The sequence below is a fragment of the Buttiauxella sp. genome (assembly GCF_035271705.1).
Taxonomy (GTDB): domain Bacteria; phylum Pseudomonadota; class Gammaproteobacteria; order Enterobacterales; family Enterobacteriaceae; genus Buttiauxella.
On the sequence record NZ_DATERI010000034.1, the window covers coordinates 1 to 13,999 of the forward strand.

General features: G+C 48.6%; 13 protein-coding genes and 1 pseudogene. 10 read left to right on the forward strand and 4 right to left on the reverse strand.

Translation table 11 applies throughout. From position 1 onward, the window contains the following. A partial coding sequence (locus tag VJY99_RS02500; RefSeq protein WP_324116023.1) for a fimbrial protein occupies positions 1 to 1,068 on the forward strand: 1,068 nt, incomplete at its 5' end. A 126-nt stretch (positions 1,069 to 1,194) separates the two neighbouring features. On the opposite strand, the gene VJY99_RS02505 is transcribed toward VJY99_RS02500, so the two are convergent. Then, entirely contained in the window at positions 1,195 to 1,539 is a 345-nt protein-coding gene (locus VJY99_RS02505) for a Grx4 family monothiol glutaredoxin (protein WP_064511765.1), read from the reverse strand. Positions 1,540 to 1,901: 362 nt separating this feature from the next. Here VJY99_RS02505 and VJY99_RS02510 point away from each other — a divergent pair, with 362 nt between their 5' ends. Next, positions 1,902 to 2,756, forward strand: coding sequence for a C40 family peptidase (locus tag VJY99_RS02510; protein ID WP_324116025.1), 855 nt, complete (start codon positions 1,902 to 1,904; stop codon positions 2,754 to 2,756). Positions 2,757 to 2,994: 238 nt separating this feature from the next. Then, entirely contained in the window at positions 2,995 to 3,576 is a 582-nt protein-coding gene (gene sodB / locus VJY99_RS02515; RefSeq protein WP_324116027.1) for a superoxide dismutase [Fe], read from the forward strand. A gap of 39 nt (positions 3,577 to 3,615) precedes the next feature. Here the strand turns inward: sodB and VJY99_RS19640 are convergent, their stop codons facing one another. Further along, on the reverse strand, positions 3,616 to 3,705 hold the full coding sequence (locus VJY99_RS19640; protein ID WP_414641562.1) for a YnhF family membrane protein: 90 nt from the start codon (positions 3,703 to 3,705) through the stop codon (positions 3,616 to 3,618). Positions 3,706 to 3,999: 294 nt separating this feature from the next. Here VJY99_RS19640 and purR point away from each other — a divergent pair, with 294 nt between their 5' ends. Further along, a complete protein-coding gene (gene purR, locus VJY99_RS02520; RefSeq protein ID WP_324116029.1) occupies positions 4,000 to 5,025 on the forward strand; it encodes an HTH-type transcriptional repressor PurR in 1,026 nt (341 codons plus the stop codon). Positions 5,026 to 5,291: 266 nt separating this feature from the next. On the opposite strand, the gene punR is transcribed toward purR, so the two are convergent. Next, entirely contained in the window at positions 5,292 to 6,203 is a 912-nt protein-coding gene (gene punR / locus VJY99_RS02525) for a DNA-binding transcriptional activator PunR (RefSeq protein ID WP_324116031.1), read from the reverse strand. A 115-nt stretch (positions 6,204 to 6,318) separates the two neighbouring features. Between punR and punC the strand changes: the two genes are divergently transcribed. From punC to VJY99_RS02550, 5 genes are all read left to right on the forward strand, one after another. Then, on the forward strand, positions 6,319 to 7,512 hold the full coding sequence (gene punC, locus VJY99_RS02530) for a purine nucleoside transporter PunC (RefSeq protein ID WP_324116034.1): 1,194 nt from the start codon (positions 6,319 to 6,321) through the stop codon (positions 7,510 to 7,512). A 296-nt stretch (positions 7,513 to 7,808) separates the two neighbouring features. Then, positions 7,809 to 8,957 (forward strand): cyclopropane fatty acyl phospholipid synthase, encoded by a 1,149-nt coding sequence (gene cfa, locus VJY99_RS02535; protein ID WP_324116036.1) that lies wholly within the window; start codon positions 7,809 to 7,811, stop codon positions 8,955 to 8,957. 208 nt (positions 8,958 to 9,165) lie between these two features. Next, complete coding sequence (locus tag VJY99_RS02540; RefSeq protein WP_324116038.1) at positions 9,166 to 10,485, forward strand: PTS sugar transporter subunit IIC; 1,320 nt, start codon at positions 9,166 to 9,168, stop codon at positions 10,483 to 10,485. A gap of 51 nt (positions 10,486 to 10,536) precedes the next feature. Next, positions 10,537 to 11,919, forward strand: coding sequence for a glycoside hydrolase family 1 protein (locus VJY99_RS02545; RefSeq protein ID WP_324116040.1), 1,383 nt, complete (start codon positions 10,537 to 10,539; stop codon positions 11,917 to 11,919). A gap of 100 nt (positions 11,920 to 12,019) precedes the next feature. Next, positions 12,020 to 12,943 carry a LacI family DNA-binding transcriptional regulator gene (locus VJY99_RS02550; protein ID WP_324116042.1) on the forward strand — a complete coding sequence of 308 codons (924 nt, stop codon included), beginning with the start codon at positions 12,020 to 12,022 and terminating at the stop codon, positions 12,941 to 12,943. 50 nt (positions 12,944 to 12,993) lie between these two features. Here VJY99_RS02550 and VJY99_RS02555 read toward each other — a convergent pair whose 3' ends face one another. Continuing rightward, complete coding sequence (locus VJY99_RS02555) at positions 12,994 to 13,635, reverse strand: riboflavin synthase subunit alpha (protein WP_324116044.1); 642 nt, start codon at positions 13,633 to 13,635, stop codon at positions 12,994 to 12,996. Between the two features lie 227 nt (positions 13,636 to 13,862). Here VJY99_RS02555 and VJY99_RS02560 point away from each other — a divergent pair. Next, a pseudogene (locus VJY99_RS02560) lies at positions 13,863 to 13,999 on the forward strand (MATE family efflux transporter); the annotation flags it as partial.

Sequence of the window (13,999 nt, forward strand, 5' to 3'; positions counted from 1 at the left end):
GATACAAAATGTGAATTTGTCAACGTATATCAGGATCAATGGGCACAAATAGCGAATATAACGATTGATGCCAGCCAGATAGTCAATGTGGCCAGCGGGCAATACTATCAGTTCCCACAACAAGTAACCGCTGGGATCACTAACGAAACCTATGCCTTTGTTGTAAATTGTGATGAATGGGGAAAACGCCAGGAAAAAACAAAACAAATAACGAAAATAACCAGTTCAAATATTTACGCCACGATTAAAGAAAGTGCTATCATTGGAGCTTCACCAAGGCCGGACGAACTCAATGGCGATGTCAGTCTTTTTGCAACCAATATTCCTGGCCTGTTCTATTATTATCAATTTCGGGATTCAGGCTATTATCGCCTTCCCTCTGCTGTAGAAGGAACTGACACACTTTCTTCTACAGCAGATATAAAACCTACAGTCAATGCTGGATTTATTGCTAATAATGAATTTAGAGGGGTGCCAGAAGGGACAAGTATTTCGTCAACAGCAGGCCAGACAATCTTTGATTGGTCTGATGCGAACGATACGGGTGGGAATATTGTTACTAACCGTGTAACTTTAAATACAATACCCCCTGAGGAGATAAAAATAATAGCATCCTGCAATTATTCTTTGTCCGACAACGGCATTGTCGATTTTGGTGATCAAAATCTCTCAAAAGTGACCAATAACCGCACGACGACAGTAAAGAAACCCTTAACCCTGTATATGAAAGATTGCTACGGCGTGAACAAAGTGAAAACTTATATCACCAATGCGACGACGACGCTTGAAAATGGTTTGTTACTGGGAAATACCCAAACGACCAATGCCGCCACAAATGTGGCCATCGGCATTAATGTAGCGGCCAGTTCCGCTAAAAACAGTGAAAATAATGGCAGCCCGATATATATGGATGGCAGTAATCCGCTGGAGTGGGAATTTGGTAATAAGTACACTGTTGACCCTATCAGCAAAGAGATCCCTATCGATGTGTTTTTATTGAAATCCGGCGGTGAGCCTACAACCGGTGATTTTAAAGCCACGGCAACTATTATGATGGACTTTATTTGAGCTGATGACCGCAATAAAAAGGGGAGAACAGTTTAATCTGCCCTCCCCTTTTCTACCCGTCATACTCCAAGTTGCAGGGGTGTTGGCTGCAACTCGAATTATTTAGGGTATATAAAGTAAACTCAATTACTCTGCGTCTGGCTCTTCAGATTTATGCTTAGCAGCCGATTCTTTAATTAACGCCTGCAATTCACCACGCTGATACATCTCAATGATGATGTCACAACCGCCAACCAGCTCGCCATCAACCCACAGTTGCGGGAAGGTCGGCCAGTTTGCGTATTTTGGCAGCTCAGCACGGATGTCCGGGTTCTGCAAAATATCAACGTAAGCGAAACGCTCACCACAGGCAGACAGCGCCTGCACAGCCTGGGCGGAGAAACCACAGCTAGGCAGTTTCGGAGAACCTTTCATATAAAGCAGGATTGGGTTCTCAGTAATCTGTTGTTGGATTTTTTCAATAGTGCTCATTGCTTGCTTCCTCAAACCAAGTCTCGGCAGTAGCCTGCCATTGTAGCGATCGATACCCGCTCCAGAAAACACCATTTTTTGCAGGGTTTCTGTGTACTGCTGCGCGCGAGGGATAACATGTCTCAAGAATAACACTTTTCCCGTATCTGCAAATCAGGAATTAACCCTATCCCTGATCAATAAATCACCTTATCACCTTAAGTTTGGTGATTTTTTTTGCATCCGGTAACGAAACAGTAAGATGAATAGAAAAAGGTTATTAACTTTAGTCCGTCTTATAGATTAGAATCGGCGGGTTTGCAAAATCATACACGGGCATGATGGTATTCATTGTGCTTTCATTCTAACCAGGGGATTGTCGAGTGGCGCGGATAACAAAAATATCAATCACGCTCTGTGCTCTACTATTTACCTTGCCGTATACACCATTGACGCAAGCGTCTGAGCACGCACGTCCCGTGGCTGCGCACAAAGCGCATGTTGTGAAAAGCACAACGAAGAGCATAGAAAAGAGCAGTACGAGTAAAAATAAAACCACTACCGCCAGCAAGAAAACCAGTACCACCTCAAAAACAGCCAGCAAGAAAAAAGAAACCACTGCCTCGAAGAGTAAAACCGCTAACAACGCCAGCAGTGCAAAAACGAAAAATCTTGCCAAAAATGACCGCAAAAAATCCTCGCAGCTCGCAAAAATCCAGCCTGTTACTTTCACTGAAAAATGCAGTAAACCGCGTAAGGGTCACAAAGCGCGTTGTGTGAAAGTCCAGTCAGAGCAACCCACGACGATTGCGGCAGCCCATAAAGTCCGGGTGCAGAAAGCACAGAAAACGGCGTTGAACAAATTAATGGGCCAAATCGGCAAACCGTATCGCTGGGGTGGCACGTCACCCCGTACGGGTTTCGATTGCAGTGGTCTGGTTTATTTCGCCTATAAAGATCTCGTGAAGTTCCGTATTCCGCGTACCGCAAACGAAATGTATCACCTGCGTGATGCCTCATCGGTAGATCGTCGTGAGCTGGAAACGGGTGACCTGGTGTTCTTCCGCACCCAAGGCCGTGGCACGGCGGATCACGTCGGTGTTTACGTCGGGAACGGAAAATTCATCCAGTCACCGCGTTCTGGGCAAGATATTCAAATCACCTCGTTGAGCGAAGACTACTGGCAACGCCACTATGTTGGCGCTAAACGCGTCATGACATCAAAAACCATTCGTTAATACCTTCTCCTGCCCGTGAATGGGCAGGAGAGTTCTTCTTTTGCTTATCCTTTCAATTTGTTACCCTAAACCCGCACAAAATGTGTTTATTTAACAATAGATACCCAAAATAATTCGAGTCGCATCGCGGCGGCAAGAAAATGAGTCCCAATGAGCTGACTCACGTCAGTGATTTGGGTGAATGAACGCAGCCAACAAAGAAGTGGCTCGAAATATGACGGGTAATAAGGAGTTAGCAATGTCGTTCGAACTACCTGCACTACCGTATGCAAAAGATGCTTTAGCACCGCATATCTCCGCCGAAACCCTGGAATACCATTACGGCAAACACCATCAAACCTATGTCACTAACCTGAACAACCTGGTTAAGGGCACCGCGTTTGAAGGCCAAACTCTCGAAGAGATCGTTCGCACTTCCGAAGGTGGCGTATTTAACAACGCAGCTCAGGTCTGGAACCATACTTTCTACTGGAACTGCCTGGCACCCAATGCTGGCGGCGAGCCAACTGGCGAGCTTCTGGAAGCCATCAACAAATCCTTCGGGAGTTTCGCTGAGTTCAAACAACTGTTTACTGATGCCGCTATCAAGAACTTTGGCGCAGGCTGGACCTGGTTGGTTGAACAAGAAGAGGGTACGTTAGCGATTGTTTCTACCTCTAACGCAGGCACACCACTGACGACGGCGGCTAAACCACTGTTGACTGTAGATGTGTGGGAACATGCGTACTACATCGACTACCGCAATGCTCGTCCTAACTACCTTGAGCATTTCTGGGCGCTGGTGAACTGGGCGTTTGTTGCGAAGAATCTTGCAGCTTAATGCTAAAGTAAATGGGCCGCGATGAGCGGCCCATCTTAATCAGTGCAGGACGGCAGCGAGTGCACCGAAAACAATCAAAGTCAGAACGATAACTGTAGTTGTAATTGAAAATTTCAGATCGGTATTCATCAGCAAACTCCTTTTATTACCTTACAAAGGGTGTGTCAGCATGATTTTCCCACAACCAGAGATAAAAATCCTCCTGGTTTTAACCTGATATCAATTTTCCCTCTTCCACTTTCCTCCTGGATAGGCCAAAATCCCTCGCTAATTTATTGCGTATCGTCAATTCAATGCCCTCCTCTCGTTTTATGTGCAATCCCGGCATACCCGCAACCATTATGTTGCATCTGGAGTCTGCGTACGCAAACGTTTAACACACTAGCAATCAAGGGTTTACGATATAGCCCGGAGTGAAATTTAATGGCGACAATCAAGGACGTGGCGAAGCGCGCAAACGTTTCCACTACAACCGTATCACATGTGATTAACAAGACCCGTTTTGTGGCAGAAGAAACACGCAACGCGGTATGGGCAGCAATTAAAGAATTGCACTACTCGCCAAGCGCCGTAGCACGTAGCCTGAAAGTTAATCACACCAAAACGATTGGTCTGCTTGCCACTTCCAGCGAAGCACCTTATTTCGCCGAGATCATCGAAGCGGTAGAAAATAGCTGCTTTGAAAAAGGCTATACCCTGATTTTGGCTAACGCACATAATAGCTTTGAAAAACAGCGTGCTTACTTATCGATGATGGCGCAAAAGCGTGTCGATGGACTGATGGTGATGTGCTCAGAATATCCAGACGCCTTGCTAAGTGTGCTTGAAGAGTACCGCCACATTCCAATGGTGGTAATGGACTGGGGCGAAGCGCGTGCTGATTTCACGGACTCCGTGGTCGATAACGCTTTCCACGGTGGCTACCTGGCGGGACGTTATTTGATTGAACGCGGCCATCGCGAAATTGGTGCTATCCCTGGGCAATTGGAACGTAACACCGGGGGCGGTCGCCACGCAGGCTTTATGAAAGCGCTGGAAGAAGCGGGTATCGCTATCCCGGAAAACTGGATTATTCAGGGTGATTTTGAACCTGAATCCGGCTATCGCGCCATGCAACAAATTCTCGGACAGTCTCCTCGCCCTACCGCGGTGTTCTGTGGCGGCGACATCATGGCGATGGGCGCAATTTGTGCCGCAGATGAAATGGGTTTGCGTGTTCCGCAGGATATTTCCATTATCGGTTACGACAACGTGCGTAACGCGCGTTTCTTCTCACCGGCATTGACCACCATCCACCAGCCGAAAGATTCGCTGGGGGAAACGGCGTTTAACATGCTATTGGATAGAATCGTCAATAAACGGGAAGAATCCCAGTCGATTGAAGTCCATCCGCGTCTCATTGAACGCCGCTCAGTGGCTGATGGTCCATTCCGCGATTACCGCCGATAAAAGATAGCATTCCCAATAGATTTCAAGAGGCAGGAAGGCGGCAGACGAGCGACAGATTCGACGGGAACGAATTTGACCAGCCTCCGGCGAGAGACAGGCGTCTCTCGTTAATCCCGATGAGCTTACATAAGCAAGTGATTATTCGGCCCATCCGTGGGCCTCACCCTTCGGGGTGCTGGTAACAGCATTCAAATCTGCTCCCGGCACATTTGTTGGGTGAACGAGTGTCCCCAACGCATCTGCATCTTGAAAGATGAAAGGGGTATTTACATCGGCTCCTGCAACCATTCCTGATTCATCGTCTCACTGTCCCCAAGATAATCTAACAGCCAACTCAATGCAGGAGAGGCGTCATTTTGCTGCCATGTCAGGCAGCATGCTGCGTCAGGGTATGGATTATCCAGAGTGAGTTCACTCCATTGACCGGATGCCAGCCACGGCCTGGCGATATGCAACGGTACCATCCCAACACATAAACCCGCGCTCAAACAATCCGAACCGTACTCCCAATCAGGCACAACGACACGGCGTTGGTTATCTAACAGCCAGGTAATACGTTTCGGTAATGAACGTGACGTATCTTCGAGTACTAACGACGGCCATTCACGCAGGTCATCATCACTTAACGTCCCGCCGCGCTGTGCCAGTGGGTGGGATGCTGCCGCCACACAACACCAGCTCAACGTTCCCATATCGCGGAAAGCAAAGCGCCCCCCGACCGGTATCGCCTGGGTCGCCCCAATCGCCACTTCTACACGGCCGTCCGCCAGCGCATCCCACACGCCATTAAACACTTCCTGAAAGATATGCAGTTCGATATCCGGGAAATGGCGGTAGAAATCCAGTACCAGTTGCCGCGTTCGCTCCGGTTTAACCACGTTATCGACCGCAATGGCCAAGTGTCCGCGCCAACCGTTTGCAATTTGTTGGCACTGTTGCCGTGTCGTCATCATTTTTTTGATAACAGACCGGCCTTCTTTCAGAAAAAAGAGGCCCGCGGGAGTTAATTCAACATCCCGATGGCGCCGTTCGAATAGCGGCACAGCTAACCAGTTTTCCAGTTGCCGCACCGTATAGCTAATGGCAGACGGAACGCGGTGCAACTCTTGTGCTGCACCGCTAAAGCTCCCATTGCGCGCTACCGCATCGATGACTTCCAGCGAGTATTCTGACCACATTTCTTTGCTCACAAATTTTTTGAACGCAACATACAAATATTAGCGTTTCACAAGTGTAATTGCACTCCGTACACTCCCGCAGCGATTAACCTGCAAGATAAATAAAGAGAAAATGATGCAACCTTCAAAAGGATTTCTTATCTGGCTGGCCGGATTAAGTGTGCTGGGGTTCCTTGCCACAGACATGTATCTGCCTGCTTTCGCAGCCATTGGGCAAGATTTACAGACCGATGCTTCCGCCGTCAGTGCAAGCCTGAGTTTGTTCCTCGCGGGATTTGCGATAGCCCAGTTAATATGGGGACCGCTGTCAGACCATTTCGGTCGCAAACCAGTATTGCTGGCAGGTTTAAGCCTGTTCGCCATCGGTTGTATCGGCATGTTGTGGGTCGAAAGTGCCACCGCGCTATTGGTGCTGCGTTTTGTTCAGGCGGTCGGCGTCTGTTCTGCCGCAGTCAGTTGGCAGGCTCTGGTTACCGATTACTATCCGGCGAGTCGCGCAAGTCGTATCTTCGCAACCATTATGCCGCTGGTTGGCTTGTCTCCGGCACTGGCACCGCTGCTGGGTAGTTGGATTTTGAGTCACTTTGACTGGCGGGCGATTTTCACCACCTTGTTTGTCATCACTCTGGTGCTGATGATCCCGATTTTGCGTCTGAAACCACGCACACAACATCATCCGCAAACTGCAGACAATCGAGTGAGTTTCATGTCATTACTGAGCTCTCGCATCTATAGCGGTAACGTATTGATTTATGCTGCCTGCTCCGCCAGTTTCTTTGCGTGGCTGACGGGGTCACCTTTCATTCTTAACGATATGGGTTACAGCCCTGAAGCTATCGGCCTAAGTTATGTCCCACAAACCATTGCGTTCTTGATAGGGGGTTACGGTTGCCGTAGCGCCATGCAAAAATGGCAAGGTAAACAGATGCTGCCGTGGTTACTGGCGCTTTATACTTTGAGCACATTCGCGACCTGGGCCGTAGCCATGAGCGGGCAAGCTAACCTCACTTTGTTGCTGATTCCATTCTGTGTTATGGCAATGGCTAACGGGGCAATTTATCCTATCGTGGTGGCATCTGCCCTGCTGCCGTTCCCGCAAGCTACGGGTAAAGCCGCTGCACTGCAAAATACCCTACAATTAGGGTTATGCTTCCTCGCAAGCTTAATGGTGTCATGGTTAGTTGCGACACCACTGTTGACCACCACCAGCGTGATGTTAATAACGATTGTGGTGGCGATGTCGGGCTACTTACTGCAACGCAGTAAAAACGCCGAAGTTTGGCAAGTGGCTGAATCTGATGCACATTAATCGTTAAGATTGCATGACAGCCATCTAGTTAGCATGCTAACGATATTTTATTGAATCAGCGATTGGGCGAGCCTATACTTATTTACGGCTCAACCGTCAGTGCAATAATAAAGACGTTTTAACGGGAGCCTTGTGCTCCCGTTTGTTGTTTTATGAAGCTATTTTCATGGGCTCTCGCCCTTTCTCTGTTCTACGTCGGATATCAGGCTCGCGGAATTTACCGTGATATTTCTCACATGCCTAAAATAGTGTCTACGCTGTTTTAAGGTTCCTCACACATTGGTGATGGAGAAGCTATGAGTTCATCGTGCATAGAAGAAGCCAGTATAAAAAACAACCCATGGTATCGAATCGTGAGTGAAATGCTCACGCAGGCCGGTGTGGAAATTAATGGCTCGCGGCCTTTCGATCTTCAGGTTAAGCACCCCGATTTTTATAAACGCGTCCTGCAAGAGGGCACCCTGGGGCTGGGCGAAAGCTATATGGATGGATGGTGGGATTGCGAACGACTGGATATTTTTTTCCATAACGCCATTCGCGCCGGACTTGAACACCAACTCCCTCACCATTTAAAAGACACGCTCCGCGTTACCGCCGCCCGCATTCTCAACCTGCAATCTAAAAAACGCGCCTGGATTGTTGGCAAAGAGCATTATGATCTCGGCAATGATTTGTTTAGCCGTATGCTCGATGAACATATGCAATATTCCTGCGGCTACTGGAAAGACGCCAATACCCTTAGCGATGCACAGAATGCCAAGTTAAAAATGATCTGCGATAAGTTAAACCTCGAACCGGGTATGACATTGCTGGATATTGGATGTGGCTGGGGTGGCCTTGCCGAATATGCCGCACGTCATTACGGCGCGGTGGTTCATGGCGTAACGATTTCTGCCGAGCAACAAAAAATGGCCCAGCAACGATGTCTCGGACTCGATGTCACCATACTGCTGCAAGACTATCGGGATCTGGATATGCAGTTTGACCGTATTGTTTCTGTTGGCATGTTTGAACATGTCGGACCTAAAAACTATGCCACCTATTTTAATGTCACTGATCGCAATCTAAAACCTGATGGTATTTTCCTGCTGCATACTATTGGCTCCAATAAAACCGATAGGATCGTCGACCCGTGGATAGATAAATATATCTTCCCGAACGGTTGTGTCCCTTCGGTTCGCCAGATTGCAGATGCTAGCGAAGGCCATTTTGTGATGGAGGACTGGCATAACTTTGGTGCTGACTACGACAAAACGTTAATGGCCTGGCATGAAAGATTCCAGAATTTTTGGCCGGAAATTGCTAATAACTATTCAGAAAGATTCAAACGCATGTTTAGTTATTACCTCAATGCATGTGCAGGTGCCTTCCGCGCCCGCGATATTCAGCTCTGGCAAATCGTTTTTACCCGTGGAGTCGAACACGGTTTACGCGTTCCCCGTTGATTCCTCGACTATCCCGACGCTGTCGGGTTAGTCGCTCTCCTGACTCATCCGTAGCATTTTCTTAACAAAATGTGGGGTTGCTCACGTTTCCAGTGCTACTTTCTTCACAAGTTTGATCTCGGTAACAATTATCTATCTCTTCAATGGAAACCGGTTTCCATTCTGTTTCACAATTAGCCAACTTCAAAACAATAACAAGGATATCGCCATGAGCATGTACCAAAAAATGGTTAATGTGATTGAGCAAAAAGTCACCCCCATGGCCGGAGCGATGGGCTCTCAGCGCCATGTCATTGCCATCCGCGACGGCTTTATCGCTGCCCTACCGTTTATGATTATCGGTTCTTTCTTGTTAGTGTTTATTTTCCCACCGTTCTCCCCAGACAGTAGCTGGGGCTTTGCGCGCTCGTGGCTGAGATTCTCGCTCACCTACCGGGAACAGCTGATGTTGCCGTTTAACCTCAGCATGGGTGTGATGACATTCTTTATTTCAGTCGGTATTGGCGCAAGCCTCGGGAAGCACTATAAGCTCGACCCGATAATGACCGGCTTACTGGCCTTTATGGCCTTTTTATTGGTCGCCGCTCCCTATAAAGACGGGCAAATTTCAACGCAATATTTCTCGGGCCAGGGCATCTTTACCTCCCTGCTGACTGCCATTTATGCCAGCGAAATGTACGCCTTCCTCAAACGCCACAACATCACCATCCGTTTGCCGAAAGAAGTGCCCACCGGTGTCGCGCGTTCATTTGAAATCCTGATCCCCGTTGTCGTGATTGTGGCAACGCTCCACCCGCTGAATTTGTTTATCGAATCCACCACCGGAATGATTATCCCGGAAGCGATCATGCATCTGCTTGCGCCACTGGTTTCCGCATCTGACTCCCTGCCTGCGATTCTGATTTCGGTGTTTATCTGCCAGATCCTGTGGTTTGCCGGTATTCATGGGGCACTGATTGTCACCGGGATCATGAACCCATTCTGGATGGCTAACCTTTCTGCAAACCAAACGGCGCTGGCCGCAGGCAATGTACTGCCGCATATTTATCTGCAAGGTTTCTGGGATCACTATTTGTTGATTGGTGGCGTCGGTTCAACTTTACCGCTCGCCTTCCTGCTGCTACGCAGCCGTGCCATTCACTTGCGCACTATCGGGAAAATGGGCGTGGTGCCAAGCTTCTTTAATATCAACGAACCGATTCTGTTCGGCACACCCATCATCATGAATCCGCTGTTCTTCTTACCCTTTACTTTAGTGCCGATGATTAACGCAACACTGGCCTGGACCGCGACAAAATTAGGTTGGGTTGCACAGGTTGTGTCGTTAACACCGTGGACAACACCTGCGCCGATTGGTGCGTCGTGGGCGGCAAATTGGGCGGTAAGTCCCGTAATCATGTGTCTGGTTTGTATGGTCATGTCGGCTGTGATGTATTACCCATTCCTGAAGGCTTACGAACGCACCCTGCTAAAACAGGATGAAGAGCGCAATGAACAGGAAAGCAGCACGCCGGTTGCGGCAAATTAAAATTTTTTGCCTGCCCAATTAGCTGGCAGGCACGTCAAATGAGGAACGAAAATGAAATATGTATTTCCTGATAACTTTTGGTGGGGCAGCGCCAGTTCAGCACCGCAAACTGAAGGCGAAACCCTCTCTTTTGGCAAAACAGCCACCATTTGGGATCAGTGGTATCAAGAGCAACCGACCCGTTTCCATAACGGCGTAGGCCCCGCAGATACTTCGACATTCTACAAAAACTGGAAAGAAGATATCGCGCTGCTAAAGGCGCTAAACCACAATACCTTCCGTACCTCAATTTCCTGGGCAAGACTGATCCCTGAAGGTCGCGGAGCGGTAAATCAAGAAGCCGTAACCTTCTACAATCAGGTTATCGACGAGTTGCTGGCACAAGGCATAAAACCCTTTATCAACTTGTTCCACTTTGATATGCCAATGGTGATGCAGCAACAAGGTGGCTGGGAAAGTCGTGACGTTGTCACCGCTTACGCTGAATTTGCCACGGTTTGCTTCGAGCTGTTTGGCGATCGGGTGAAACATTGGTTCACCTTCAACGAACCGGTTGTGCCTGTTGAAGGGGGCTATCTGTATGATTTCCATTACCCGAACGTGGTGGATTTCAAACGTGCGGCCACCGTTGCTTACCACACCATGATTGCGCACTCGCTGGCCGTGAAGGCCTACCATGAGCGTAACGACGGAGGTGAGATTGGTATTATCCTCAATCTCACGCCATCTTACCCACGCTCACAAAACCCGGCGGATGTGAAAGCGGCAAATATTGCTGATCTGATGTTTAACCGCAGCTTCCTCGACCCTGCTCTGCGGGGCGAATATCCGCAAGAACTGGTGGCGCTGTTGAAGGAACATGGTCAACTGCCAACCTGTCAGCCGGAAGATAAAGCGTTGCTTGCCGCGGGTGTCGTCGATTTATTGGGGATTAACTATTACCAGCCGCGCCGTATCAAATGCCGCGACTCGTTAGTCAATCCTGACAGTCCATTCATGCCGGAGTGGTTCTTCGAGCCTTATGAAATGCCGGGCCGCAAAATGAACCCATATCGTGGCTGGGAAATCTACGAGCAAGGGATCTACGATATTCTCACCAACCTGCGTGAGAACTACGGCAACCCAAATTGCTATATTTCTGAGAACGGCATGGGCGTTGAAAACGAACAGCGTTTCGATGAGAATGGTCAGATTCAGGATGATTACCGCATTGATTTTGTGCGCGACCACCTGAAGTGGCTACACAAAGGCATCACCGAGGGCAGCAACTGCCTCGGTTATCATATGTGGACGTTTATCGATAACTGGTCATGGTGTAATGCCTATAAAAACCGTTACGGCTTTGTCTCGTTAAATCTCGAGACTCAACAGCGCACCATCAAGAAAAGCGGTGAATGGTATCGAGCGACCGCTGCAGAAAATGGCTTTAATTAACCAAACTGAATCGTATGGTGGGTAAGCGAAGCGCCCCCGCCAAAACACGCAAAATTGGTGGATAGCGCTTTGCTGATCCACCTTACTAAGCCAACAGAACATGTCGAATATTAATGATGTAGCACGTCTTGCGCAGGTTTCAAAAGCCACCGTTTCGCGGGTTTTAAGCGGCAGTCGCGGCGTCAAAGAAGAGAGTCGTCAGGCGGTATTACGTGCAGCCGACATTCTGAATTACACCCCCAACGCTATTGCGCAATCCTTGAGTAGCCAGTCGACAAACTGTATTGGGGTTATTTGTGCCACTGAGCATATTCAGCAGTCCACCGGCTATCTGCAAGCGCTTGAAAAACAGCTCAATCAGCACCATAAGCATTTATTGCTGCGCTTCGCCAATGACCACGACAGCGTGGCACAAGCGGCTCACGAGCTATCTAACGGTTTGTGTGATGCGTTGGTTGTAGTGGGAGCGCGCTTCCCGCTTCCGAATCTTGCCGACGATATCATGTTGATTGATTGCCTGAGCGCTTCGCACAACTTCAGCATTCAGTGTGATCATGTTTTTGCCGCAGAAACCGCCGTCCACTATTTGTGTAACCAGCAACGGCGGCATATCGCGTTAATTAACTTTGCCAGCGGTGAAGCGGCAGCGTTGACGCTTGAGGGTTATCACCAGGCCCTGCACAACCATGTGGTGCCTTTTAACCGCCAGTTAGTCATTGAAGATGAGTCATCCGTACGCATGGCACTGCAACGCCTGATTAACCGTGGTGTGAAATTTTCAGCACTGTTAGTCACCGACGATACCCAGGCGCAGGAAGCGGTCATGATGCTCAACCAGTATCAATTAAAAGTCCCGGAACAGGTGATGGTATTCAGTCTGGACGGCTCCAGCCGAATGCCGGGGACAAACGCGATTCCGGCCATCAAATACCCGCTTGAAAGCATTGCCTGTCGGGCAGTTGAATTACTGTTGGGAGAGCGCCAGAGCAGCGATGTCGTGCGAGGAAGTTTATTGATTGCCTGATCGATTAAGATTAAAAGCGGGTGAAGTCATTCCCCCGCTTATGTATCAGGTTAAACCTTGGGTAACGCCGCTTCCAACGTGGCTTCACGTTGTGCAAGCACCCGTTCAACCGTATCAACAATCGCCTGCGTTTGCGGGTCAATCTCAATATTAATGCGGTTCCCCAGTTTCTTGCTGCCCAGCGTCGTGCGCTGGAGTGTTTCCGGAATCAAATGCACACAGAAACGTGTTGCGGTCACTTCGCCAACGGTCAAACTAATACCATCAATACCGATATATCCTTTATGCAGGATATATTTCATCAAGGTTTTGTCCTGAATTTTAAACCAGATCTGGCGGTTATTTTCTGAGGTGAGAATTTTAGACACTTCAGCCGTAGTCATAATATGACCGGACATAAGATGCCCGCCGATTTCATCATTAAATTTGGCGGCACGTTCGACGTTCACACTGTCTCCCTCGACTAATTCGCCAAGATTGGTGATGCGCAACGTCTCTTTCATTAGATCAAAGCTGACGTGGTTGCCATTGATTTCCGTAACCGTCAGGCAACAACCGTTGTGTGCAACCGACGCACCGGTTTCAAGGCCAGGTAACATCTCGTCGGGTAAGGCGACAACGTGCGTACGGAAGTTAGGTTTCTCATCAATGGAGACCAGGGTTGCTGTGCCCTGCACAATACCTGTAAACATCGTAAAGCTCCTGGAAATTAAATGGATGCTATTAATATTATCACTCAGCACTTTAACAGTTGGTAAAAAGGCTTGCCAGCTATCCGCGCTACCCCACCATTATTTGGCTGGCGTATTCGTTTTCTCCCGCTACAATAGTCAGGCTAATTCCCCTGCAATTCCTATTTTTCCGCCATTTCTGGCGCTTTTATTGTCTTGCTAATAACTAAAAATATTCAGGTGTAAAAATGCAGAAGTACATAGTTGAAGCCCGCCAGCTTCTCGCACTGGCGATACCCGTGATCCTCGCGCAAATTGCACAAACCTCAATGGGTTTTGTCGATACCGTGATGGCCGGTGGCTACAGCGCAACCGATATGGCCGC